General features: G+C 39.6%; 23 protein-coding genes. 7 read left to right on the forward strand and 16 right to left on the reverse strand.

The window, feature by feature from the left end:
- The first annotated feature begins 18 nt into the window (after positions 1-18).
- Positions 19-2,280 (forward strand): ATP-binding protein, encoded by a 2,262-nt coding sequence (locus tag OQX63_RS03305; RefSeq protein ID WP_265849463.1) that lies wholly within the window; start codon positions 19-21, stop codon positions 2,278-2,280.
- Between the two features lie 10 nt (positions 2,281-2,290).
- On the opposite strand, the gene OQX63_RS03310 is transcribed toward OQX63_RS03305, so the two are convergent.
- Positions 2,291-3,025 carry a glycosyltransferase family 32 protein gene (locus OQX63_RS03310; RefSeq protein ID WP_265849464.1) on the reverse strand — a complete coding sequence of 245 codons (735 nt, stop codon included), beginning with the start codon at positions 3,023-3,025 and terminating at the stop codon, positions 2,291-2,293.
- Positions 3,022-4,548 carry a lipopolysaccharide biosynthesis protein gene (locus OQX63_RS03315; RefSeq protein WP_265849465.1) on the reverse strand — a complete coding sequence of 509 codons (1,527 nt, stop codon included), beginning with the start codon at positions 4,546-4,548 and terminating at the stop codon, positions 3,022-3,024. Before OQX63_RS03315 ends, OQX63_RS03310 begins: the two co-directional genes overlap by 4 nt.
- Positions 4,549-4,661: 113 nt before the next feature.
- On the opposite strand from OQX63_RS03315, the gene OQX63_RS03320 reads away from it, so the two are divergent.
- Positions 4,662-5,411, forward strand: coding sequence for a glycosyltransferase family 2 protein (locus OQX63_RS03320; protein WP_265849466.1), 750 nt, complete (start codon positions 4,662-4,664; stop codon positions 5,409-5,411).
- 4 nt (positions 5,412-5,415) lie between these two features.
- Here OQX63_RS03320 and OQX63_RS03325 read toward each other — a convergent pair whose 3' ends face one another.
- From OQX63_RS03325 to OQX63_RS03350, 6 genes are all read right to left on the reverse strand, one after another.
- Entirely contained in the window at positions 5,416-6,330 is a 915-nt protein-coding gene (locus tag OQX63_RS03325; RefSeq protein WP_265849467.1) for a glycosyltransferase family 2 protein, read from the reverse strand.
- 45 nt (positions 6,331-6,375) lie between these two features.
- Entirely contained in the window at positions 6,376-7,596 is a 1,221-nt protein-coding gene (locus tag OQX63_RS03330; protein ID WP_265849468.1) for a glycosyltransferase, read from the reverse strand.
- Positions 7,597-7,692: 96 nt separating this feature from the next.
- A complete protein-coding gene (locus OQX63_RS03335) occupies positions 7,693-8,892 on the reverse strand; it encodes a glycosyltransferase family 2 protein (RefSeq protein WP_265849469.1) in 1,200 nt (399 codons plus the stop codon).
- On the reverse strand, positions 8,876-10,330 hold the full coding sequence (locus tag OQX63_RS03340; RefSeq protein WP_265849470.1) for an O-antigen ligase family protein: 1,455 nt from the start codon (positions 10,328-10,330) through the stop codon (positions 8,876-8,878). Before OQX63_RS03340 ends, OQX63_RS03335 begins: the two co-directional genes overlap by 17 nt.
- A 15-nt stretch (positions 10,331-10,345) precedes the next feature.
- Positions 10,346-12,493 (reverse strand): GumC family protein, encoded by a 2,148-nt coding sequence (locus OQX63_RS03345; RefSeq protein WP_265849471.1) that lies wholly within the window; start codon positions 12,491-12,493, stop codon positions 10,346-10,348.
- A gap of 6 nt (positions 12,494-12,499) precedes the next feature.
- On the reverse strand, positions 12,500-13,177 hold the full coding sequence (locus OQX63_RS03350) for a TolC family protein (protein WP_265849472.1): 678 nt from the start codon (positions 13,175-13,177) through the stop codon (positions 12,500-12,502).
- A 326-nt stretch (positions 13,178-13,503) separates the two neighbouring features.
- On the opposite strand from OQX63_RS03350, the gene OQX63_RS03355 reads away from it, so the two are divergent.
- From OQX63_RS03355 to OQX63_RS03370, 4 genes are all read left to right on the forward strand, one after another.
- A complete protein-coding gene (locus OQX63_RS03355; protein ID WP_265849473.1) occupies positions 13,504-13,854 on the forward strand; it encodes a GNAT family N-acetyltransferase in 351 nt (116 codons plus the stop codon).
- Positions 13,851-14,027, forward strand: a complete 177-nt coding sequence (locus tag OQX63_RS03360) for a GNAT family N-acetyltransferase (RefSeq protein ID WP_265849804.1) — start codon at positions 13,851-13,853, stop codon at positions 14,025-14,027. The genes OQX63_RS03355 and OQX63_RS03360 overlap by 4 nt, the downstream gene beginning before the upstream one ends.
- Positions 14,028-14,101: 74 nt before the next feature.
- Positions 14,102-14,500, forward strand: coding sequence for an META domain-containing protein (locus OQX63_RS03365; protein WP_265849474.1), 399 nt, complete (start codon positions 14,102-14,104; stop codon positions 14,498-14,500).
- Positions 14,501-14,574: 74 nt separating this feature from the next.
- Positions 14,575-15,501, forward strand: coding sequence for a YihY/virulence factor BrkB family protein (locus tag OQX63_RS03370; RefSeq protein WP_265849475.1), 927 nt, complete (start codon positions 14,575-14,577; stop codon positions 15,499-15,501).
- Between the two features lie 6 nt (positions 15,502-15,507).
- Here OQX63_RS03370 and OQX63_RS03375 read toward each other — a convergent pair whose 3' ends face one another.
- The 4 genes from OQX63_RS03375 to OQX63_RS03390 all read right to left on the reverse strand — a co-directional run bounded on the left by OQX63_RS03375 (position 15,508) and on the right by OQX63_RS03390 (position 17,613).
- On the reverse strand, positions 15,508-15,942 hold the full coding sequence (locus OQX63_RS03375; RefSeq protein ID WP_265849476.1) for a MarR family winged helix-turn-helix transcriptional regulator: 435 nt from the start codon (positions 15,940-15,942) through the stop codon (positions 15,508-15,510).
- Positions 15,943-16,133: 191 nt separating this feature from the next.
- Positions 16,134-16,553, reverse strand: a complete 420-nt coding sequence (locus OQX63_RS03380) for an organic hydroperoxide resistance protein (protein ID WP_265849477.1) — start codon at positions 16,551-16,553, stop codon at positions 16,134-16,136.
- Positions 16,554-16,712: 159 nt separating this feature from the next.
- Positions 16,713-17,303 (reverse strand): porin family protein, encoded by a 591-nt coding sequence (locus OQX63_RS03385; protein ID WP_265849478.1) that lies wholly within the window; start codon positions 17,301-17,303, stop codon positions 16,713-16,715.
- A gap of 13 nt (positions 17,304-17,316) precedes the next feature.
- Positions 17,317-17,613 (reverse strand): hypothetical protein, encoded by a 297-nt coding sequence (locus tag OQX63_RS03390; RefSeq protein ID WP_090499133.1) that lies wholly within the window; start codon positions 17,611-17,613, stop codon positions 17,317-17,319.
- 133 nt (positions 17,614-17,746) lie between these two features.
- Here OQX63_RS03390 and OQX63_RS03395 point away from each other — a divergent pair, with 133 nt between their 5' ends.
- Positions 17,747-18,901 (forward strand): tetratricopeptide repeat protein, encoded by a 1,155-nt coding sequence (locus OQX63_RS03395; protein WP_265849479.1) that lies wholly within the window; start codon positions 17,747-17,749, stop codon positions 18,899-18,901.
- Here the strand turns inward: OQX63_RS03395 and OQX63_RS03400 are convergent.
- From OQX63_RS03400 to accC, 4 genes are all read right to left on the reverse strand, one after another.
- Positions 18,898-19,359, reverse strand: coding sequence for a DUF4268 domain-containing protein (locus OQX63_RS03400; protein ID WP_265849480.1), 462 nt, complete (start codon positions 19,357-19,359; stop codon positions 18,898-18,900). The two genes, OQX63_RS03395 and OQX63_RS03400, sit on opposite strands and share 4 nt — an antisense overlap.
- Positions 19,360-19,513: 154 nt before the next feature.
- A complete protein-coding gene (locus tag OQX63_RS03405; protein ID WP_265849481.1) occupies positions 19,514-22,162 on the reverse strand; it encodes a glycoside hydrolase family 78 protein in 2,649 nt (882 codons plus the stop codon).
- Between the two features lie 150 nt (positions 22,163-22,312).
- The gene (locus OQX63_RS03410) at positions 22,313-22,897 is read right to left on the reverse strand and encodes a riboflavin synthase (RefSeq protein ID WP_265849482.1); all 585 of its coding nucleotides are present in this window, start codon (positions 22,895-22,897) and stop codon (positions 22,313-22,315) included.
- Positions 22,898-23,118: 221 nt separating this feature from the next.
- Complete coding sequence (accC, locus tag OQX63_RS03415; protein ID WP_265849483.1) at positions 23,119-24,630, reverse strand: acetyl-CoA carboxylase biotin carboxylase subunit; 1,512 nt, start codon at positions 24,628-24,630, stop codon at positions 23,119-23,121.
- Positions 24,631-24,691 lie beyond the last annotated feature (61 nt).

Raw genomic sequence — 24,691 nt, forward strand, 5'->3', positions numbered from 1 at the left:
ATAATAAAATCTATCTTGATGAACGGCTTTTCTTTATCTTTTGATTCTGCTCAATTGAACAGGCTTTTCCCCTATTTTATCTTGCTGAATAGCGATATGACGATATTAGATATTGGGAGTAAGCTGCAGGATGTTTGTAAAGATTGCCAGAATAAAAACCTCTACAGCTATTTCGAACTACAGGAATTAAATGACAATGGGCAACTTGCTGTAGGCAAAACCAGCTACATCAAGCTCAAAAACGGACATGGAAAAATAAGTGGCAGCTGGGAAAAGTATTCCAACAACACTCTATTATTTTTCGCTGGCTTAAATTACGCTTCAAATGGGCTCAGCGAGGTAAATGAAAACAATAACACCAGAGCAGATACACAACCATTACACAATATCAACGATTTCGACGGGATTTTAGGCAATATTGGATTTGGCCTTATAGAAATGGATGCTGAAGGCAAAATACGCTATGCCAATCATCGGTTTTGCGACATGTCCGGATATGATTTGCCAAGTATACGTAATCAAATGCCTGATCTCTTGTTTAACAACGATTTTTTCTCAAAAGAAGCTATCAGTCAGGAATCAGAAGAAAAGAATGCTGAATTGCATGAGATCGTATTTACCGATGCCCAGGGCAATCAAAGTTTATGGATGGCAAGCCGAAGGGTAAGTTACAATGAAAATAACCAAAATTTAGGCTGGTCAAGCATATGTTTTAATGTGAGTAAGTGCAAAAGATTTGGACAGGAACTGATAAGCGCCAAAAATGAGGCAGAAAAAACAGCCAACATTAAGGCGATGTTTCTGGCCAATATGAGTCACGAGATCAGAACCCCGATGAATGCCATTATCAGCATGGCTAACCAGCTTTCCAAAACAACACTTACCGATGAACAGGATTATTATGTCCAAACCGTTCAGACGGCTTCGAAAAATCTTTTGGTCATCATTGATGACATTTTAGACCTTTCAAAGATTGATGAGGGTAAACTTAAATTCGAGCACATTGGCTTTAGCCTTCCTATGTTGTTCAACGAAGTTATACAGATAGTTACCCACAAGGCTGTAAAGCGCGGACTGGAATTAAACTACCTTCCGCCTAAAGAGGGGACCGTATCCTCCATCTTAATGGGAGACCCTTACCGGATTACACAGGTACTGATGAACCTGATGACAAATGCGATTAAGTTTACTGAAAAAGGTTCCGTAGACTTAACAGCCACTGTGTTGGAGGATGCGCTGAACTATCAGGAAATTGAAATTCTGGTTAAGGATACAGGAATTGGAATGGAACCTGAATTTTTAAGCCGTTTGTTCAATAATTTTAGTCAGGAATATGAATCTGTAACACGTAAATATGGCGGTACGGGCTTAGGCATGAGCATTTCGCAAAAACTGGTTGCACAAATGGGTGGTTATTTCAAGGTGAAAAGCCAGAAAGGCCAGGGCTCTGAAATTTCTTTCGTAATTAAACTGGAGAAGGGGAAAACTAACGACGTACCAGCACAAACCAAAATTGTTCACAACGAAGATTTATTTGCAGGACGTCGAATCCTGATTGTGGATGATAATGAAATGAACAGGCTGGTAGCCAGTACTGTTCTACTTGGTTATGGCCCACAGGTAATGATTGCCGATGATGGAGCAATAGCCCTTGAAATGTTGGAAGAGGAGATATATGATGTTATTTTAATGGATATACAGATGCCCGTGCTTGATGGATATAATACTACTAAAGCGCTCAGAGCACGCGGATATACTGGTGTAATCATTGCACTCACTGCATCGGCCATTAAGGGCGAAAGAGAAAAATGTTTAGCTGCCGGAATGAATGATTACATTACCAAACCAATAAATGAGGAGCTGCTGATTAGTGTATTAGATAGCTGGATCCAAAAAACGGCAGCGCCTGTTATTGCTCCTGCTACCCCTTTACCACTATATAGTCTTGATGGCCTGCGTGTAATTAGTAAGGGGAGGGAAGATTTTGTGACCAAAATGATCGAAATGTTTTGCGGACAAATGCCCGACTCCTTAAATCAACTCAACCAGGCGCAGCGTGAAGGCGATCTGGAACAGGTATCAAAACTGGCGCACAAACTCAAATCAACCATCGATCATCTTGCTATCTTACCACTTCAGCGTACCATAAGGGAAATTGAAGCGGCTAATGAGGCTAATGTGTCTGCCCCCAAACTGGCTGAAATGATTGCAGAAGTAAATGATATACTAAACCAGGTGATGGCAGAACTGAAGGAAGAAATTGCCGTCAGAAATCAATAAGCCGTGAATCTTAGCCTCCAATGAGATTCCTGTATATTTTAGCTAAAAAATCGGAAACCCTTTTACCCAACAACCGGTTAGACAATTTACCCATAAAGCTATAATCCAAACCGGATATCCATGAGGCAGCGAAATGATGTATGCAATAAGTATTCTCCGTAATTTTTATCTTAAGGGTTTTCCAACTTTTGGGGCTAAAAAAATCGCTGGGATAAATACTACAATAGCCATCAAGTTGTTGAAATGAATTATTTAACTGTAATCCTTTATCAGCTTTCATAAAGGCAGTGATGCTTTCAGTATTTGGCATGGTATCCGCTTTTCCATTGGGCAAATAAAAACTCCTGTTATCATAATAAGCCAGCAAATCATCAATCCAGCGGCTACCCTGCACACTTCCCATAATGGCAGAAGAAAGCAAAAGGTTATCTTCAAAACCAGTAAAGGCCACATTGCGGAGCATTGCGCTATCCAGTGGCTTTAGGAACTCAACATCTGTATCGAGGTAAATCCCCCCCACGCTTTTTAATGCGAATAGGCGGCAAACATCAGAAACAAAAGCAAATTTACGCTCGCGATAAGCTTCTGCACTGTACCGGTAATTGTTGATATCAAAGTTCTCCTCATTCCACTCCACAATGCGGTAGTCGGGCAGGTATTTTTGCCAAGAAGCCAAACAGCTGACCACAAGTTCTGGTTTCTCTCCTTTACCAAACCAGCAATAGTGGATTATTTTCGGGATCATAACTTTACTTTTTTTAGGATTTTCTTATAGCCATCAACCAGCGTTACCCGATCAAACTGCATAAACAGCGTAATAATAAGCAAAATCAGTCCGATACAAATGCAATTCAGGATAAAAGTAAACCAAGAATTAACAGTGATCAGATCTGCCCTTCTCCAGCCATAAGTAACTGCAATTAAGAAGGTAAAACCTGCCAGCCCACGGATAATCTTTAAAAAGAAATAACTCCTTTTTTCATTCAGGCAGTGTGCGGCATAAATTGGTGTAAAAGTGAGGTGGCTAAACACGCCGCTTATTGCCGCGGCAACAGGTATAGCATATATTCCCAGGCTACTGTACAGGCAAAGTAATATCACCATTACGAAATTGAGTACAGCTATAAAAATACCCCAGATCGATGCAATCCTTAGCTTATTTGTGATGATGAAAATATGGTGTACCGTTTCTACAGTCCCATGAACAATAAAGGGCAGCAATGTGATAACCGAAAGCAAATGGAGCGCAGTGGAATCCTGAGTGGGTAACCATAGCCTAAAAAAATCGCCTCCGTAAACAAAAAATACGGCCAGGGGCAGTAATACCACTATGAAAATTGCCTTAAATGAGAGATTTAAGGTGTTTTTAAGTTTATGCATGTCTTCTTGCGCGTAAGCCTTTAACATTTCGGGCAAAAATATAGGCACAACAATTCCCAGCAGGATGTAAATGGCATTGGGTATAAACTTGGTTAACGAAAGAAAACCCATGCCCGAAGCGCCAAAAAAGTGGTTGGCAATCAACAAATCCAACTGCGTATTAATTACGTTCGACAAGGCAATGATCGAATTCCACATACCGAAACCCGCAATCAGTGAAAGGGCACTCCACGAAAAAAAAGAACGATCAATCACCACTTCCGGCAACAGTTTTTTGGTCAGCCTGTAATTTGCAAAACACATATAAATTGCAGTCAATACCGTTACCACACCTAAAAAGTAGATCTGTGGCTTAAAGAGGTAAAACAGGAAGGCAACCGCAGCCAGTTTCAACAAATTGGATATAATATTGATATAGGCAAGCTTATCGAACCTGTTAACAGCAAACGCTGCAACCGAAAATACAGCGGAAGAGACATTAATGACGAGGCTAAAAAGAATAAATACAAATAGCAGGCGTACATCATGAAAAAGACCTGGCGGAATATCAAGAATATTATTGATAAACAGGCAGAATAAAACACTTAATACAATGAAGCCCAGCGATATGAGCATATTGCCAAACAGGATGGAATTGAAATAGACATTGACCTCTTTGATGTCCTTTTTTTCCAGGCTAATAGTAATATACCTGCTCGACATGGAGTTTAAAGCAGTTGTAATAATACCCGCGTACATTACAAAATTATTAGAGAGGGGGAAGAAACCATAAGCTTCTTTTCCAAGGTGCGTTACGATATACGGGGTAAGAAAGAACGAAATACCTACACCCGAAAGTGCACTAAAAAAATTGGAGACCAGGTTAACTACAAAGCGTCTTCTATCCATATCAATAGCTGCTCTAAAGTAATGGTTTTATTTGAATATCATGAATACTCAAATGTATTAATCGCAAAATTTTAGCTATTTTGGTCAGACCAAAAGACTTAACCCGAAAAAGATTGGAACCACTCGTATCAATTGTTACGCCATGTTATAATTCAGCTGCCTTTATAACAGAAACACTGGAATCTGTAATTGCCCAGGACTATAAAAACTGGGAAATGATTATTGTAGATGACTGCTCAGGCGATAACACCTGCCAGATTGTGGAAACTTTTGCAATGAGGCATCAAGGCATAAAACTTATTGCACTCAAGGAAAACGGAGGGGTATCAAATGCCAGGAATATAGGTATGGCAGCTGCAAATGGTAAATATATTTCATTTCTGGATAGTGATGATGTCTGGCTAAAAGACAAACTTAGCAAACAGGTAAGTTTTATGGAAAAAGAACTCCTGCCCCTTACATTTTGTGCCTACAAACGTATTAATGAAAATGGGGAAGTCATTTCTGGTCAGGTTCCTGTTCCACTTACAGTAAATTATGATGCGCTGCTTGCGCACAATGTGGTGATATTTTCGACTTCAATGATGCTAAAAAGTGCGATTGGCGATTTAAAGTTTAGCCTTGCCGGCCACGAAGACTGGATTTTTTTACTTAAGCTGTTAAAACAATGCAGACAGGGTTATGGCATTAACCAATTACTGGCTTTTTATCGGGTTAGACAAAACTCTGTCTCTGCTAACAAACTTAAGGCAATTGGTTATACGTGGAGAATATTCCGTGAAAGCGAAGGCATTGGTTTTCTCCAATCGGTTATTCTGCTGGGAAGATATGCTATTTCTGCAAGCCTGAAAAGATTAAGATGAGCTTTTAGTTTTTTAATGCCCAGCCCAAATGCTTACTATGCTTTGCATGGGCAAAATTCCACCAAAGCCCTTTAAGCACAGCCCTCGCCAGCTTCTTCTGTCCCTTCAGAAGATAACTGAATATTGCTTTTGGGCAGGCGATAAATGTATAGTATAAGGCGAATAAAATAGTAGTGATAAAACCTGTATTTTTCCTGATAAACAGCATTCGGTTTCTGGTCATGAAGTAAACCTTAAGCGGACTCTCCTTCCCTACACTTACCGATTCTTTATGATATACGCTCGTTTTACCGGTAAACCAAATTTCTTTACCTATCCGTTTAAATTTTTCACACCAATCGAGTTCCTCGTAGTACAGAAAATAATTTTCGTCCATCAGTCCGGCTTTGTCTAAGTCTGTTCTGCGGCACATAACTGCTGCCCCATGGCAAAAGCCTGTTGCATAACTTTTGTTAAACTGACCATAATCGTGCTCAAATGCACCAATATTTTCATTCCTGCCTGTTATATAATTTAAAGGGGTAAAACCGGCATACTGTACCAGATCTTTTTGATCGAAGTAAAGCAATAATGGTGATAGCAATCCTATTTTTTCATTGGCGTCTAGCTCTGCCTGCATCGTCTCCAGGCAACCGGCAGGTATTTCAGTGTCGTTATTTAACAGCAGGATATAATCGCCTTTGGCCTGTCTGATACCTAGGTTATTTCCGCCGGCAAAGCCCAGGTTTTGCACTGAGCGGATATATTTCAGGTTCTCAAAATAAGGCCTAAATAAATCTGCCTGATCATGAGCGGCGCCATTATCTACCAATATCACCTCAACATCGCTGGCACTATAACACCTGCCTACAGACTCGAGCAAGGCTATGGTTACGCCTGTTTGATGGAAATTAACCGTGATAATGGAAGTTAATGGCATAGTTTACCTAAATATTTACAACTTTTTGATGTGAACTGTCTGTTTTTATAAAGTTCTGGCACTCAAACTACCTTCAACAGCATTTATAGCTTTGTAAATCTCGCGTGTGTTGGCCTCCCAGGTATGAGTAGCCGCAAAGCCAATGCGTTCCCGGGCCAGTGCCAGACTATCCTCTGCCAGGGCTTTTTCGGCTAAGTGCAGATAGTCTTCTTTCGTCTCGGCCAGATAAACATAATCTGCAAAGATATCCATCGCCTCGGTTTTGGTAGCCAGGGTGGGTTTGCCCATAGCCAGATATTCATCAATTTTGCGGGGATAGTTACCAATGGTAAGCGGATTAATAACTTGCGGATTAAGACAAATATCGAAACCCTTAATGTAAGCGGCCAAATCTTCGGGCTTTTTAGGTCCCAGAAAATATACATTACTTAGTTTGTGGAGCTCGCTCCTCTTAAAATCTTCATCTTCCGGCCCTACCAGTACAATATTCCAGTTTGGTCTTTCTCTTGCGAGATGAAGCAGGATATTCTCGTCGAGCCGTATCGATAACAGTGCGCCAATGTATCCTAAAACCGGTTTTTTTATCACAGAAAGATCCATGGGAATCTCCAAAGCCCCGCCATCATTAAAAAGTTGTAAATCGCAACCCTGCCCAACATAAAAAGAGTTGGGATTATATTTACGGCAATAACCTGCCAGATAAACAGAATTGGCTACGCATAGGTCACTTTTGGCAATCAATTCGGGTTCCAGGTAACTGCCATGGCGTTTCCAATAGGGCGTAGCCACAACATTATCCCTCGAATAGTAAACGCTTACGGCGGGTTTTAAAAACTCTTTTAAATGAAAGCTTCTGAAAATATCATTATCGTTAAACAGAATAAAGTTTTTAAAATCAAGCTGTTTAACTGCATCCTGAATGGATCTGGAGAACCTCCTATTGTTAATTTTATTTAACCACCTAAATAGTATACTAAATCTGATCCAGTTTACTGATTCTATCAAAACGGTTGGATCATAAACCCAAAAATTTTCAGCCACTTCGGTTAGCGCTTCTTCCTGACCAGCAATAATGCGCAACCTTTTTTTTACACTCTCGGTATCACGTTGCAAAAGGCTGGTTTTTCGATCCAACGGCGCATTAACATATAAAACACGATTATTTTTGCTAAACTCAAGCGCTAAATCTTTACAGTTGCTGCCAATGGGCGTATCCCAGGACTGTTGCCCTACGATAATAATATCCCTGTTATTTAGAATAGCCATTAGTTATCTTTTTTGCTTTGAAGTCCTTATCCCTCTGATAAACCCAAAAATGCCGGCAATTGTACCGGTAATAATCAGTAATAATATTGGCATAACTTAAGTTTTGTTGTCTATGGTGCTGGTGTTATGGTGAGGTGTTGCTAAATTGGATTTTTTGACCTTTCCGATGCTAAATAAGGCGATAACCATACCAATCATCGCTCTTGGGATCTGCCAGATGGCAAAATAGAGCCTTTTGTCTATATAAAACCGCCGTGGAACCGAAATTAGCAATGTGACACAGATGCTGGTAAACAATGTTAGCCATAATCCTTTTTCTGGCCCCAAAGGATTAAAAAACGATTGAAGTGCCATGACAAAAAGCAAACCCAGTAGTAACATGCGAGGCATTAGCATGGTTTGGACGGTTTTATTAAAAAACTCTATATTCCCTTTGAACAGTTCTTTTATGCCCTTTGTGGTATAGGTACGTAAGAACTCAATTTGCGATGCTATCCAACGAGTTCGTTGAGTGGTAAATACATGGGCATTGCTCACTTTTTCGTCGTAAACAAAAATGTCGTTTAGGTAGGCTACTTTCACCCTGTCGCCAGCAATCAGGAAATCCATTTTTTTATCTTCACCAACCGTATCGCCAACATTTTTTAACAGTGAATGAAAATAGGTGTAATCAAAGGCCATTCCAGAGCCGATAAGTGCAGGAGAAAGTCCCAGTACTGCTTGTCCCTTGCGGTATATGTGATTATTGACTTCTTCATTGCAAGCATCCAGAAAAGCAAAGCTGGTATTGAGGTTCTTAGCCGTGCGGTGGAGTTGGATAGCTTTATATCCTTGCTGAAATGCACTATTTACTGCGTTCAGACAGTCGGAGCCCATTATATTATCTACGTCAAGCACGAGAGCGATATCGAAACCACGGTCTTTAAGGTTATCCATAGCATGCAACAGTGCCTTGCCTTTAGTACTTTTCTCGAAAAAAACTTCAATTACCTCTGCGCCTGTCTGCCTGAGTATTTGGTTGGTTTGCGGCATTAGTCCATCAGCAATGACTACAATTTCAAACTCCCCTTTATAATCATGTACAATAGCGGTACGTACACTTTCAATAATCACTTCATCTGCATGATAGGTAGGAAATAACACGACCATTTTTTTATATCCAGTGACATATTTTTTTGCGCGGGCCAAAGGGAAAAGTCCGGCAAGGGCAAAAAATGCCAGGTACAGGCAATTAAATGACAGGTAAACGGCCATAACCCACAATAGCAAGTGTAAAATGTTATATATTAGCTCCATCCGATTCTCCTTGCATTTGTTGATCAAGTCCTGGTGCGATAAAAATGAACGACCACGACATAAACATAATTACCGATGAGGGCATCCCATTCATTACTTCGTTACCATAACTGCAAATAAAACAAGCTACCGTGCCGGCCGTAAGGGCAATCATTTTTACCCTTAACTTCGGATCGCGGATTTTCCAGGCAATCCCGCTACATTTTCCGATAATATAACTGGTAAGGGCAAACCAGACAACCAGTCCCGCCACGCCATACATTACCCAAACCTTCACCCAATAACTATCTGGTGGAATATTGGCTATAGGCCGATCCGAATTATAGGTTGTGCCATTCATCCCACTCATGCCCAGTCCGGCGCCAAAGGGTAAATTGTCGAGCAGAATTTGTAGTTTATGCTGGTTGTCCAGCCTAACCGCCAGTGAGGCATCGTTTGGATTCAGTGCGCTCCGAAGCCGGTTAACCTGAAAGATATGATCTCCGATGGTAGTATATTTTAACACACTAAAGCTTACTGCACAGCATATTACTCCTACAATTAATACTTTGAAATTTTTGCTTAAAAAAAGTGCAGAAAAAAGTCCGGCAGCCAAAGCAAACAAAGCACCCCTTGTACCGGATATAGCCATACCATAAAGGAAAACCAGGGCAAAAAGAGCAAAGATTATTTTTTTCATGAAGCTGAAAGGTCCGGCAGCCAAGGTTAAAGCAATAACAGCCATAATTGCCTGTGAGGCACCAAATTGCCCAGCATCTGAATACATGGAAAATACCCGGAGTTTACCATTAATAATATGTGTACCTGCATTACCAGCATTTAGCCATGTTTGTTCGCCTGGCGAAAGTCCTATGTACAATTGCTTCATACCATACAAAGTAGCCACAAAAGAAAGCAGCAGTACTGACAGGATAAATCTGTTCAAATCGGCTATTCGGTTAAACAAAAGAAATACAAACGGCGCAACAAGCAGCCAGCTTAAAGCGGCAAACCTTAACTCGTTAAACCATGCTGTAACACTACCTCCATAGGGGTTTAAGAGCTGCAAAAAACTAATCACAAACCAAACAAGCGCAATTATAACATGTTCATTTTTAAGTTTGTCCCAGTCAAATCTCTTCATATTAACCAGTACGCTTACCCAGGTAAGTATTAATATTGCATCGAGTGCAAGACCAACGGGAATATTTAAAAATGATTTGACCAAAAAGCCAAGGATAAAGCAATAGGTTAAATACACCCAAAAACCTGTGCGTGGATTATGGAAAAGTGCAACCAAAAATATACCCAGCGCAGCGAAAGCCAATACCAGTAATGGTCCCAAAATCCCAAACGAATAGGTAGACCCGGCTACCAGAACCGAAAGGCACGTGGAAACCATAAAAAAAATAATCTTTTTCTTGTGGTCAACGATATATGCATTTAATTTTTTAAGCATAGTGGCTGCCAATCTTTATTTTACTCCGCTAATTATCCAGCCGGCAAACTTTTCATCCTCATTTAATGAGGCAAGTACTACTTTCTCCTTATCACGCAGTGTTGATCCGGCTACAAATATTGCAGTATATAGCTCAATAAGCGACATCCATTCGCGGTTCCCGGCACCGTCACCCAGCGGATCGAGGGTCACAATGATTAAATCGAATCGATCCCTCATTGTACCAAAAATTTCCGAAAGTGCCTTCCGGTCTTTTATTTCAAGTAGCGACTGGCCGTCGAGATCATTTTTAACGAATGAAAAAGGTTCGCTTTGGGTAACATTGGCCCCCTGCAACACAGCTCTTATAGATTGATCTACAGGCATGTTTAATTTTTGCAAAGCTAAGGCTACCTCCTGGTTCCCAATCAATAATACTTTTTTATTCATTTGCCCAAAGGCATATGCTAAATTTAATATGGTAAATGCCTGGGTTGAAGCTGAACCAAAGCCGGTAATTCCAAATACTTTTTGGTTATCATTGAAAAACTTATTATCGAGCTCAAAACGTAAGGAGCGTAATTGATTCTTAAAAGCCACAGATTCGCTTCCGGAATCCTGTTCTGACCATAGCTTAGCTATGCTTTCGTTATCGGGCCCGATATAACCCAGCTCACCAATAATATTTGCGTTTAAAGCCGACTTCAGTTCTGCACCATTATTAACCGAGCGGTCTAAAACAGATATCAGAAATAAGGTACAAAAGCAGATTGCGAAACTGGCAATAGCACTCAGCGCAATGTATATCAGTTTTTTTGACGATTCAGGAAGCGTAGGTATTCCTTCCTGTACAAGTTGCAGGCGTAAACCGATGTTTTTATCAAGGCTGGTTTGGTTATAACGGGCTAAAATTTCGAGGTATTCTTTTGTCGCTACATCCGCATTGCGTTCATGATCTTGTACGCCCGCATCAAAAGGTACCATCCCGGTAAATTTAGCATTCAGTTTGGCCAGTTCCTTATCAATATCGTTTATTCCAGCGGTAGCTTTGTCAACTTCGATTCCAAGCGAAATACGACGCTGAACAAGACTCTGTTTGGCTATAAGCGGATCACTTACATACTGATCATTAGATCTGAGTAACCTTGAACTCAGCAAAGCCTGCAAAGAGTCTACTGTTTTCTTATCAGCAGGCCTGTAACCGTTATGCAAATAATTGTCTTCGGCAGCCTGAACGCTATTCTTTAAAGTGATAATGGCCCGGTTATCTTCAATCACTTCTGCCCCCAGGTATTTATCGCTTGTTCTGCTCGCCAATTTATCATTTACACTCTTTAACGCCGCCTGGGCTGCCTGCTTGTCGATCAGGGCCTGATTCCTCCTGTTCTCATTATCGGTAATTTGCTGGTAAACAATCTGCGATTGTTTATCGAGGTTCAATACACCGTTACGGATTTTGTAGTCTTTTAACTGGTTTATCCTATCGTTCATTATAGCCTCTTTCTTTTTCAAAAGGGAATCAAGCACTACAATGGCTGTATTTTTATTCAGAATCTGCTCCAGACTATAGTTGTTAATAAAATCTTTAGAGAGTGTATTGACCACAAAAACCGAAAGCAGCGTATTGTTAGAGGTATAGGCTACTGAGATAAAGTCGCTATTTTGCTCGTGGTTAATATCCAGCTTTTTATTGAGGCTCTTTTCATCATAACCCATTGAAGTAACCAGCTGGTAAAGTTTTAGCTTTCCATTATCCAGCGGTGTAAGTACCTGTTTTTGGTTTAACCGGGTTTCAAACTGTGCAATCGCTTCCTGCCGCTGTGTATCGGTTAGCGCTTTCATTTCAGCACTCCAGGGTTTAAACGAGGTTTTTTGATCTTTCAGGTCGTGCAAAATCAAACGGTACGAAAGCAAACTGATATTCTTGGGCATCCTCATGATGTCCATAATTGTTGAAAACTGCTGATTGAGTTTAATGATGATATCTGGCCCGGTATAACTTGCTCCATCTGGTGCCAGCTGTCTGGACGGATCTAGCAAACCAGTTGAAAGTTTGGCTTCAGATTTATAGTCTTTTGGCAGGTTTCTCAGCACGAAAAAACCAACAACCACAGTTAAAATGAAGATAACGATGATAATCCACTTGTATCTGTTTACGGTTTCTAAGGATCTCTGTATATTCATTTTGTATTATTTCACGTTTTTCAATTCTTCACCAATCAGTGCTTCCAACTCTTCTTTAGCTTTTAAAAGATTAAGTTCTGCCAGCAGCCTTTCAGAATTAGCATAGGAGGTTAAGGTTTTGGCCTTGGTGTAATCATCCAAGCTCACCTCTCCTTTTTCGAATTTATATCGCAGGCCATCGCTGGCGGCCTTATTATCGATATAGGTTTTGGCTTTAACCCGTAAATCGGCATTCTCTCGAAGGTATTCGAAATAGGTTTTCTTAACTTCAGACTTTAGCAGGATATCATATTCCTGGGCCTGGTAAAACTTCTCATTATGTTCTTCTTTAGCCTGTCGTACCAGTGACGGTGTGCGGAATAGGATGCCGAGGTTAAAATAAATTCCTAACTGTATACCATTTAGCGTGTAAGGATTTGCAGTATTGTACCTGGCCGCATTGTTAGGGCTGTAATTATAAGAAGCAGTAAATGCATCCAGGTAAGTTGCCTTTGCAACGCCGATTTTTGCCTTCGCACTAAGTTCACTAGCTTTATACATTTTTCGCTTTGGATAATTTTTCAAGGCCAGATCAACGTATTTTTCTAGCAGTTGATAGTTGATATCTCCAATAAAGCTCTCTTGAGCCTGAATAACATTTACTGAAGCAAAAAGAAATATAAAAAATAGGAAAGTCCTGATCATTGACAAAGTATAAAAGTTTCCTGCTTAAGAGGAATATTTTTTCGGATACATTTCAAAGCTAATTAAATGAAATCTTTTTTTTTTAGAACAGGCAATTTTTTTTTTACAACTTGCCGGTATTATGGTTTTGATGGTATAAACTGACCATAAAATATAAGTGAAGTGCATGATGGAACAAGGTATGCTTGCAAAATGGTCGACTGATGTGGTTTCTGACGGATTTAAGTGCATACTTTTTGATCATGAAAGAAAATATAGAATTTCAATATTTTTGCTGATTTTTAAAAGCAGGATGTATCAACACAAAAACAAATCCTGATCTGACAATGGAGATTTTTGCTGAAACTGAACGCTTAATTTTACGCGAATTAATGCCTACTGATGCGGAGGGCATGTTTGAAATGGACCGCGACCCCGAGGTGCATCTTTATCTTGGCAACAGGCCTGTAAAGTCTATTGAGCAAAGTATAGCCGAAATTGAATTTATCAGCGCACAATATACTAAAAATGGCATTGGCAGATGGGCTGTTATCGAAAAAGCAACAGGTAATTTTGTGGGTTGGTCTGGTTTAAAACTTATAAGAGAAACCACCAACAACCATGTTAATTATTACGATCTGGGTTACCGGTTTAGTAAACGATTTGGGGAAAAGGTTATGCTACAGAAACTGCAATAGCAGCGCGAGACTATGGTTTTAATGAACTCAAATTGAATGAGCTAATTGGTATTGCAGATATTCATAACCTTGGGTCTATCCATGTGCTGGAAAAAGTGGGACTAAAACGGATCTCCATTTTCGATTACCATGGTAAAAAACACCACTGGATGAAGATTGAAAAGTCAGTTTAGCTTTATCAATAGCGGATTTACCTTTATTGGTTTAGTTTTTGATGATAAAAAGAAAATTATATAAACCTTTTGTTATGAAAAATCTTATCTACTGTGGAATATTGATCTTATTATTCAGTTCTTGCAAAGAAAAATTAGATCCGGCAAATTTTACCAATACCAAATGGGAATTAACCTCGCTGCCTGGGTTAACTTTGCCTTTAACCGCAAAAGCAACCCTAAACTTTGCTGACAGCCTTAAAATCAGCGGAAAATCATTCTGCAACAATTATGGCGGACAAGCAGAAATTGCTGATCGTACAATAACCGTTAAAAATGTTTTTAGCACAAAAATGTTTTGCCAGGAAACTGATGCTGCTGAACGTGCCTACTTACATGCCCTTAACCAGGTTAATGGTGCTAAAATAGCAGACAATAAGCTACATTTGTTAAATGGCGATAAAACCATAATGGTTTTTACTAAAACGAACTAGAATCTTTACAATCATAAAAAGGCTGAATAAAGTATTTTTACTATTTTCGGCCCTTTGAGTTTAACGCAGGAGTAATGCCATCGATAATACCAGATCTGAAGTTTTTTTTCTCGACCATAAGAAAAGCATTTAATTTATTTCAGCAGAATGATCCTTTACGTTTGGCCGGTGCGACTGCTTTTTTTACCAATTTCGCCTTACCTCCAATATTAATCATCCTGATTAGGCTTTTCGGCATGTTTACCGATCGAAGGTTGTTGGCTACGCACCTGTTTGAACGATTGGCGAATATTCTTGATCATGAAAGTATCCAGCAGATCAGAACTACCTTAAGAAACATCCGGGGGATCGATCAAGCCTGGTATGTTACTTTGTTTAGTTTTATCTTTTTTCTTTTTGTAGCCACCACATTGTTTAATGTGATTAAAAACTCTTTAGAACAAATCTGGAATATTGGCCAGAAAGATAAAAAAGGAATTATTAGTACCCTTAAATCAAGAGCAATATCTGTTACCATTATTTTATTGGCTGGCATATTATTTTTTATAGGTCTACTGGCCGATAGTGTGCAGGCCTACATAGGTGCTTTTCTAAAAAACGGATCCCCTTCTTTTGGGTTAATTTTAACTTCGATTATTAATCAATTCGTTTTTGTAATCATCGTAACCACCTGGTTTACCATACTTTTCAGGTATTTAACCAATGGTCGCCCTACCTGGCGGGCAGCCATTTCAGGAGGCTTGTTAACCGGATGCCTGTTTACTGCCGGAAAATACATTTTAAGAATTTTATTGCCGTTGAGTAATATCAGCAACATTTATGGATCAGCAGGATCCATTATCGTTATTATGCTTTTTGTATTTTACTCTTCATTGATATTCTATTTTGGCGCTTCATTTATAAAAGCATTGAGCGTTGGACGCGCCACCCCTATTGTACCAAAAAACGGGTCTTTTGCTTATGAGCTGACCGAAGTTGAACAGGAAAAAGAAGAAGACTAACTGGCGTTATACAGCCAGGTTTTGGATCAATTTATCAAGCAGGCTTTTTAACTGGATAATTTCTTCAGGGCTTATCCCTAGCTGTTCTCCAAGCTGAGCACGTAAAGCTGGTGCTTTTTCTTTTAATGCCTTTCCCTTTTCTGTAAGTGATATGACGATGCTTCTCTCATCTTTTAACGATCTCACTCGCGCTACAAGACCAGTTTCCTGCATCCGCTTAAGCAGTGGGGTTAAGGTATTCGATTGCAGCATTAATTTCTCAGAAAGCAGGCTTAAATTAACGGAATCATTTTCCCACAACACCATTAAAACCAGATATTGCGGATAGGTGATGCCCAAGATATCTAACACAGGCTGATAACATCTGGTTACTAACCTCGAAGCAGCATAAAGCGGAAAACACAACTGATTTTCCAGTTTTAAAGACTCATCTCTTTCCATCGCACTGTTTTTCTTTAACAATAAAAATATTCAGCTAAGTAAATCATTTTCTCCGAAACTTACTGTTGAATACAAAGATTGGTTAATTTAGATGGAACAGAGCAGAGAAATCTTTAAGCTATTATAAAGATTTCTCCGCTGCGGTCAAAATGACGCCCCACCTACCTATCATTTCCCGATGAATTCAATAATTAAATCACTTCCAATTTAACATCAATATTACCACGTGTCGCATTTGAGTATGGACATATCGCATGTGCTTTCTCTACCAGTTGTTGAGCCTGCGTGGTCTCTATTCCAGGGATGTGCACTTGTAAAGATACGCCTAATTTGAAGCCACCTTTTTCATTAGCATGTAGCGATACATTCGCTTTAACCGAAGATGGCTGTTCAGGTTTAACCTTATCCTGATGCATCACCAGGTTTAATGCACTATCAAAGCAAGCTGCATAACCCGCAGCAAAAAGCTGTTCTGGATTGGTAAACCCATCGCCAGTACCGCCCAGTTCTTTTGGCATTCTCACTTCAAGTTCTAAAACACCATTTTCACTTGTTATTTTTCCATTACGTCCGCCAGTTACTGTAGCGCTTGTTTCATATAACGTTTTCATATATCTTAATTTAATTTGTATCGCAAACGATTATATCGTTAGCGATACAAATATAGAGAACTATTTAAAAAAAACAAATTAATCTTCGAAAACAAAATCTTAAGCATAAAAAAAGGTGTTCATTAAAAATGAACACCTTTCTGTTTTAATTGATTTTTATTACAAAATCCTATAACCTAAACCAACTGTAAATAAATTAAGCTTAGTACCTGGATAACCAGATTTGTTAATCTTTGATAGGCCGAGTTCATAACGTGCATCAAAGCTTAGTTTTTTAAGGTCTAAGCCTGCTCCAAACTGCCAGGCTAAAGCCTGGTTTTTAAAGTCGGCACGGAAAACGTTTCCTGCTGCCTGACCAAAACTTTGGTTTTCGTCCAATATCAATGAGAACATTGGTCCGGTGTTTAAACGAAGTCCTACACCAGCGGCACCAAATTTTGTGCCTACCAATAAAGGTACATCCAAACTCGTAAAACGCACTTTATTTACCTCTCCTGTTGCATCACTTACCAAATCTGCTTTTTTTCCTGATACGTAAAGTTCGGGTTGGAAATAAACGCCTGCAGCACCTACCCTGGCCCAAAGGCCGCCATAAAAACCAGTGCGGTTATTACTGTTGAAAGTGTTTTCACTATCAAATTTCGAAAAATTTGCACCAGCTTTAACACCCAGCTGGAATGACGGTAGTACCTGTGCGCTGGCAAATAAGCCAACCAGCAAAAAGGCAATGGTTAAAGATAAATATTTCATATGCGGTTAAATATTAGCTGGTGGCATTGTTAATGGCTTCCTGTTCTTTTAAAGCATCAACATTGTTTTTATCACCAAAGTTTTGTGTTTTACCTGCAAAGTAATCTAAAATTCCTGAGATAGTATCTAAGTTATCAGCTAAATTTTGATGAATATCCGGTAAATCTTTTTCCAGACGACTGTCGCCCAATTCGATATTATCTACTTCAATTTTAGCAATTTTCTGAATAAGTGCCTGTTTAGAATTTTGTAAATCTTCCAATTCACGCACAATCTTTTCCATTAATTCAAACTTCTTTAAAGTATTCATAGGTTCTTATTTTTAGTTAAACTATTCCTAATAAACCCCTTCGTACTGTTTTTGTTTTGTTTCATCAATCTTTTAATTCACAGATTTGGAAGTATCAAAAATAACTAATAAATTAGTTTAAAATTCACCTGTCATGAAAAGCCCTCTTATTTTATTGGTTCTATTTATTTTAACTTTAGCAAGTTATGCACAAGATGCAAAAACTGTAGATAAAGAGAAACTCTTCGATCTTTATCAAACCCAGCGTTATGCCGATGCTGCCCAATACCTTAAAGGCATTTATGGAGAAGAAGTAAATGATTTTAAAATGCTCAGTCAAATCGGCTATTGTTTTTTAATGGCAGGCAATATGATAGAAGCCGAAAAATTTTACAGCAAGGCCTACACACTACAGCCACAGAGTTTACCTATTCTTTTTAGCCTTGGTAATATTAACATCAAAAGGGGCAATACTGAAAAGGCCAAACTGTATTATAGTGAAATTGTTAAAATAGACAGTAATAACTTTAATGTGTATAAGCTGTTGGCCAATTTATACAATTCTCCGAAAAATGATTCGCTCAAACTCATCTACCTGTTAAAAGCCAATTTGCTTAACCCATTGGAGGGCGATGTGGCGACCGACCTGGCTGAGCTCCACTCTACTTTTCAACAATACGAAAAAGCTTATCGTGTACTCGATATTGCCATTAAGGGAGATAGCGATAACCTGGTGCTGCAGAGAGCGAAACTGCCTATTGCCAACCAGCTTAAAAAATATAATGAAGTGATTGCATCAGGCGAGAAATTATTGAAAGATGGTGCAGATGCCGGGGTAATAAAAGATGTGGCAAAGGCCTATTATTATACTAAAAAGTATCCAAAAGCAATAGTACTTTTTAAACAATTGGAAGCTGTGGGGATGGAGAACGAAGCTACCCTTTATTATACATCACTTAGTTATCGGGCTTTAAAAGATTATCCTCAGACAACTATCTATACCAAAAAAACCATAGACGAGGCCATTTCCCCGAATATATCCAGTTATTATTCTTTATTAGGATTGGTTTACGAGGAAAATAACCAGTTGGCCCTGGCAATTGCAGCCTATAAAAAAGGCTTGCAATTTAAATCAACTGCAACATTGTATTATCGTTTGGCTGTTTTTTACGACACCCGTTTGAAACAGGGTAAAAATGCACTTAAATATTATCACCTATATTTAAAAAGCAAGCCAAGTTTAGCAGATTATAAAGAAGAAATTAAATTTTCAAAGGATAGAATTGCCCAGCTAAACCTTACCGATTAAACCAAATCTTCGAAAACAGGCTTTACATTATCCCAAAATTCATCCAGGGCAATTATTCTTGGTTTAAAAAAGGAAATTAATGCCGGCCAATGTTGCTGATTAAAAATACTCACTTCGTTAATACTGACGGAAATCTGCGATACCGTTTTACCGAAGTCGTCGGTTGCATCCTTAATCCAGTTCCATTCTTCGCCCACCGTATTGGTAAACAGGAGTTTAAATTCTTCAAACTGTTCGAAAATAAGATGCCTGATATCCGGATCAGGATGCGACAGCTGAATGCTGATAAATGCCTTCTTACCATCAACATCCATTTTAAAGAAAATGTTCTTCACGCCAGTTTTATAGTTCGTCCAGTTTACCGTAGAACCGCTGGCTGATGGAACAGGTTTCATATATTGCCCAAAACTAATCCAAAACTGTTGGCGCAAACGAGCCGATTCTTCTTTACTGTACATGTATTATTTTAAGCCTAAAGCACCGCCATCTCGACTGCATTGCCATTGACAGACTTAAATAGAAAACTCGTCATTGCGGGGAGGTACGTCGGCTGAAAAAGCCTTCTCGCAATGACGACCCTTCGTGGCCTGTCAAACGCTGCAATATTAGCGATTAATATTTACTTTCAAAATGGTAACTGCCAGAACCAATTTCATCTCTTTTGCCAGTACCAGGCATTACAACGGTTGCAGTAGCATTGGCCGGTACAGTTACATCCAGCTTAAAAATACCTCCAGAAATTGTCCATGAAGATTTAACTTTACCATAAACGGTTTCCAGCTCTGCCGAAGCACTGGTTAATTTACCACCAGGTCTTGGCGCAATTAAAATGGCTTTATAACCTGGCTTTGCAACAACCGGGTTAATACCTGCTATGTTTTTATACATCCAATCGCCAATAGCGCCATAAGCATAATGGTTAAAAGAATTCATATCTGCGGTTTGAAATGAGCCATCCTGTTTAATACCATCCCAGCGCTCCCATATAGTCGTTGCTCCCATTTTAACGGGATATAACCATGAAGGATAGCTTTCTTGCAGCAACAAGTCGTAAGCTACATCTTCATGCCCAAAACGGCTTAATACGTGGCAAAGGTATGGAGTACCTAAAAAACCAGTAGTGAGGTGGTTTCCGTAATCTTTTACATTATCTACCAGTCTTTGTGCAGCCTGCGCACGTAAGTTTTCAGGCAGCATATCAAATTGCAAGGCTAAAACATATGCCGTTTGGGTATTAGAAATCAGTTTGCCGTTTGGCGTCATATTTTCTTTGATGTAAGCCGCTTTAATCTGCGCCAAAAGCGAATTGTATTTCCTTACATCGTCTGTTTTGCCCAATACATTTGCGGCGTTGATCAGCAACTGGGTGGAGTGTGCATAAAACGTCTGGGCAATCATATACTTATCGGTCACTGCGGCACGGCCGTCATTATCATCATTAGGCCGGTAGAACAACCAATCGCCAAAGTGGAAACCCGTATTCCAAAGGTTATTTTTTGCCACTGAAGAAATATAATCAACCCACTTTTTCATGCTATTGTATTGCGTTTCCAATATGCCTTTGTCTCCGTATGATACATACATATCCCAGGGCACAATGGTAGCCACATCGGCCCAGCCTGCAGAACCTGCATCATTTTGGTTCAGTACATTTGGTATTACAAAAGGAACACTACCATTTGGGAGCTGATCTGCAGAAACATCTTTCAGCCATTTGGTAAAAAAGCCCGATACATCCATATTATAAGCTGCAGTTAAGGCAAATGCCTGGGCATCTCCCGTCCAGCCTAAACGCTCATCTCTTTGCGGACAATCTGTTGGCACATCAACAAAATTCCCCTTCTGCCCCCAGCTAATGTTATGCTGCAATTGATTTAGTAATGGATTGGAGGTACTGAATTTCCCACTGGTTTTCATGTCAGAATAAACCGCTACCGCAGTAAGGTTATCCAATTTTAATTCGCCAGGGTATCCATCTATTTTGACATATCTAAAGCCCTGAAAAGAAAAATGTGGTTCGAATAACTGCTCAGTTTCACCTTTTAAAATATAATTGTTCTGCTGTTTGGCTGTTCTTAGATTAGTCGTATAAAAATTTCCTTCTTTGGTTAATACTTCGGCATGGCTGATGGATATTTTTGTACCAGCTGGCCCCTTTGCTTTCAACATTACCCACCCCACTAAATTCTGACCAAAATCTACAACAGTTTCGCCTTTTGGTGTTTTAAATATTTTTAAGGCTTTAAATTCTTCATGTTTGGTTACCTGTGGTCCGCTCATTCCAACCAGCTTTTCCGGACCATAGGCCAGTTCCTGCACTGGTTTCCAGTTCGTGTTTTCTTTATAGCCAACATTATTCCAGCCCTGGCGTTCAAGTCGGGAGTCGTAGGTTTCTCCATCATAAATATTAGCGGCCAATATCGGTCCATAACTTGTTTTCCAGTTGTTATCAGTTACAATGGTTTCTTTACTTCCGTCAGTATATTCTACTTCCAGCTGCATTAACAACGCCCTGGTATCGCCATAAAATTGTTTTTGATTACCAAATCCGATACGCCCTTTGTACCAGCCATCGCCTAACATAACGCCAATTACATTGGCACCTTTCTTAAGCGATTGCTTAACATCATAAACCTGATATTGAATATGATCTTTATAACTGGTCCAGCCTGGTGCAAAATAAGCATTACCCACGCGGCTGCCATTAATATTGGCCTCATACAAACCTTTGGCGGTAATATAAGCCAATGCAGATCTGACTTGTTTTTTGAGATTAATTTCTTTTCTGAACAGTGGGCTCGCTAATGAAGTGTCTTTTCCGGCTACTGCAATCCATTTCGCCTGCCAATCTTCAGGTTTTAAACCCGTTTGAAAATATTGTACCGGCGACCATGCAGAAGTATTTCCATGATTATCTTTTACCCTAACCTGCCAGTAATATTTGGTTTTTGAAGATAGTTGAGGTCCGTCATAATTCACAAGCACCGATTGATCATTATCTACTGTAGTTTTCCATAACACCTTTTCTATTTTAGGCGAGTTACCCAGTTTGACTTCATAACTGCGCTGTTGGGTATTTTTTATATCCGAAATTATTTTCCAGCTGAATCTGGGGTTGTGATTATCAATACTAAAAGGATTTACTAAATGCTCAACAGTTAAATCTTTTACCAGGATTTTCTGCGCGAAAGCATTCATTGCAAATAAAAGCAAAAAGACAAGTGGAGTTAGTTTGCCTGAGCTGAGGAAATTTTGATTCATATTGGTTAGCGCTAATTTTAATCTTAACTCTACAATATCAGAAATATTCTTTAACTAACAATCTTATCCTGTTATGAAAAATTAAGCGTTGGCATAAACGTCAATAAATAACGTCAAACACTTAAACCAAAAAAGAAATAAAAACAAAGCTTACCGATTCATCAACCGGGCAACATATTTACCGATAATATCAAACTCTAAATTTACCGTATCGCCAACTTCAACTTCCTGTAAGTTCGTATGTTCGAAAGTATAAGGAATGATAAATACCGAAAATTCGTCGTCAGCTGAATTTACAACAGTTAAGCTAATCCCGTTTACACAAGCAGAACCCTTTTCTACAGTTACATTTCCTGCGCTTGCGTCATATTTAAATCTATATTCCCAACTACCGTCCAGTTCTTCGCGTTTCACACAAACCGCGGTCTGGTCTACGTGGCCTTGCACTATGTGACCATCTAAACGGGCATTCATTTGCATACAGCGCTCCAGGTTAACTTTACTGCCTACCTTCAAACCATCCAGATTTGTTTTGTTCAATGTTTCATCTATCGCGGTAACGGTATGCGTTCCATCATTTAAAGCTACTACTGTTAAACATACGCCGTTATGGGCTACGCTCTGGTCAATTTTCAGCTCACTACTAATTGCCGAAGCTATGGTAAAGTGTATATTGGTATGATCGTTTTTAATGGCCGTAACCTCGCCAAGTGTTTCTATAATTCCTGTGAACATTTTGTATTTATTTAAAGTCCGTCATTCCCGCGCATGCGAGAATCTTAATGCCTAGAACAACCTTTGAAGGCGTTAAGATTCCCATCCGATAGCTATCGGATCAAGTTGGGAATGACGATTCCATGCAATAATGGTTTAGTATTTATTACCGAGAAAGATGCTGAAACAAATCCGATAGCTATCGGATCAGCATGACGGTCCCATCCGGACTTCTCTATACTTTAATACTTCAACCTATTTTTTCTCCAGTCCGAACTGCTTTTAACCACCTCGCCACTTAATTTTATATCGCTTTTTTCGAATAGTTTTGCAGCAATTACAGCGGCAATCAATGCTTCTGTTTCATCCTGTTTCTTTAAACTTTCTGCTGTAAAGTATTTACCAACAAAGTGTGTATCGAATTTACCTGTTTTAAAAGCCTCGTGCTGCATTACAAATTTACCAAAACCCAAAGTAGTTTCTATCCCCGTAATATCATATTCTTCAATTGCCCTTACCATTCGCGCTATAGCTTCTTCCCTATCTTTTCCATAGGTAATCAGTTTTGCAATCATCGGATCGTAATAAATCGGTATTTCCATGCCCTGCTCAAAGCCATCATCTACCCTTACCCCATTGCCTTTAGGCGTACTGTAAGTGTGCAAAGTTCCTATATCAGGCAGAAAATTATTGGCAGGATCTTCTGCATAAACCCTAAGTTCGATGGCGTGCCCACTTATTTTTAAGTCATCCTGGCTAAAACTCAATTTTTCGCCTGATGCAATTTTTATCTGCTCTTTTACCAGATCTAGCCCTGTAATCAGCTCTGTTACCGGATGCTCTACCTGCAGGCGTGTATTCATTTCGAGGAAAAAGAAATCAAGATTTTCATCTAAAATAAACTCTACCGTACCAGCTCCTGTATAATTTACAGAACGGGCTACATCTACCGCACATTTGCCCATTTTTTGCCTGATTTCTTCAGTCAGCACAGCTGATGGAGCTTCCTCAACCACTTTTTGATGCCGGCGCTGCACAGAACACTCACGCTCAAACAAATGCACAATATTGCCATGGGTATCGCCTAAAACCTGTATTTCAATGTGTCTTGGCGAAGTAACATAACGTTCAATAAAGACAGCCCCATCGCCAAAGGCCGAAGTAGCCTCACTTACGGCAAGCTGCATCTGTTCTTCAAAATCTTCAGCCCGCTCTACAATACGCATCCCTTTACCTCCGCCTCCTGCAGCAGCTTTAATTAATATCGGAAAACCAACTTCTATTGCACGCTGCTTTGCATCGTTTACATCCTGAATGGCCTCCTCCGTTCCGGGAACCATGGGGATATTATATTTTAATGCTGCAGCCTTTGCAGATAATTTGTTGCCCATGGTTTCCATGGCCTGTGGCGACGGGCCAACTAAAATAAGTCCGGCATTGGCAACCATTTGTGCAAAACCCGCATTTTCTGACAAAAACCCATAGCCTGGATGAATGGCTTCTGCGCCCGTTAGTTTACAGGCATCGATAATCTTCTCACCAACTAAATAACTCTGGTTAGAGGGCGCCGGACCAATATAAACAGACTCGTCGGCATAGCGTACATGCAGTGCATTACGGTCTGCTTCAGAAAAAACAGCCACCGTTTTAATTCCCATTTCCTTTGCCGAACGCATAATACGCAAAGCAATTTCGCCACGGTTAGCAATTAAAAGTTTGGAGATTGGGCTTTGGAGTTTGGAGTTTTCGGGCATTTTGGTTAGACTTTATGTATATGCATATTGTAAATGAATTACCTGACTATTGACCATGAAC

It is taken from the genome of Pedobacter sp. PF22-3 (assembly GCF_026239555.1).
GTDB lineage: Bacteria > Bacteroidota > Bacteroidia > Sphingobacteriales > Sphingobacteriaceae > Pedobacter.

Bases quoted from the DNA above. Each gene is read 5' to 3' on its own strand.
- OQX63_RS03305 (WP_265849463.1), top strand. From the start codon at position 19: ATGAACGGCTTTTCTTTATCTTTTGATTCTGCTCAATTGAACAGGCTT.
- OQX63_RS03310 (WP_265849464.1), bottom strand. From the start codon at position 3,025: ATGATCCCGAAAATAATCCACTATTGCTGGTTTGGTAAAGGAGAGAAA.
- OQX63_RS03315 (WP_265849465.1), bottom strand. From the start codon at position 4,548: ATGGATAGAAGACGCTTTGTAGTTAACCTGGTCTCCAATTTTTTTAGT.
- OQX63_RS03325 (WP_265849467.1), bottom strand. From the start codon at position 6,330: ATGCCATTAACTTCCATTATCACGGTTAATTTCCATCAAACAGGCGTA.
- OQX63_RS03330 (WP_265849468.1), bottom strand. From the start codon at position 7,596: ATGGCTATTCTAAATAACAGGGATATTATTATCGTAGGGCAACAGTCC.
- OQX63_RS03335 (WP_265849469.1), bottom strand. From the start codon at position 8,892: ATGGAGCTAATATATAACATTTTACACTTGCTATTGTGGGTTATGGCC.
- OQX63_RS03340 (WP_265849470.1), bottom strand. From the start codon at position 10,330: ATGCTTAAAAAATTAAATGCATATATCGTTGACCACAAGAAAAAGATT.
- OQX63_RS03345 (WP_265849471.1), bottom strand. From the start codon at position 12,493: ATGAATATACAGAGATCCTTAGAAACCGTAAACAGATACAAGTGGATT.
- OQX63_RS03350 (WP_265849472.1), bottom strand. From the start codon at position 13,177: ATGATCAGGACTTTCCTATTTTTTATATTTCTTTTTGCTTCAGTAAAT.
- OQX63_RS03355 (WP_265849473.1), top strand. From the start codon at position 13,504: ATGGAGATTTTTGCTGAAACTGAACGCTTAATTTTACGCGAATTAATG.
- OQX63_RS03365 (WP_265849474.1), top strand. From the start codon at position 14,102: ATGAAAAATCTTATCTACTGTGGAATATTGATCTTATTATTCAGTTCT.
- OQX63_RS03370 (WP_265849475.1), top strand. From the start codon at position 14,575: ATGCCATCGATAATACCAGATCTGAAGTTTTTTTTCTCGACCATAAGA.
- OQX63_RS03375 (WP_265849476.1), bottom strand. From the start codon at position 15,942: ATGGAAAGAGATGAGTCTTTAAAACTGGAAAATCAGTTGTGTTTTCCG.
- OQX63_RS03380 (WP_265849477.1), bottom strand. From the start codon at position 16,553: ATGAAAACGTTATATGAAACAAGCGCTACAGTAACTGGCGGACGTAAT.
- OQX63_RS03385 (WP_265849478.1), bottom strand. From the start codon at position 17,303: ATGAAATATTTATCTTTAACCATTGCCTTTTTGCTGGTTGGCTTATTT.
- OQX63_RS03390 (WP_090499133.1), bottom strand. From the start codon at position 17,613: ATGAATACTTTAAAGAAGTTTGAATTAATGGAAAAGATTGTGCGTGAA.
- OQX63_RS03395 (WP_265849479.1), top strand. From the start codon at position 17,747: ATGAAAAGCCCTCTTATTTTATTGGTTCTATTTATTTTAACTTTAGCA.
- OQX63_RS03400 (WP_265849480.1), bottom strand. From the start codon at position 19,359: ATGTACAGTAAAGAAGAATCGGCTCGTTTGCGCCAACAGTTTTGGATT.
- OQX63_RS03405 (WP_265849481.1), bottom strand. From the start codon at position 22,162: ATGAATCAAAATTTCCTCAGCTCAGGCAAACTAACTCCACTTGTCTTT.
- OQX63_RS03410 (WP_265849482.1), bottom strand. From the start codon at position 22,897: ATGTTCACAGGAATTATAGAAACACTTGGCGAGGTTACGGCCATTAAA.
- accC (WP_265849483.1), bottom strand. From the start codon at position 24,630: ATGCCCGAAAACTCCAAACTCCAAAGCCCAATCTCCAAACTTTTAATT.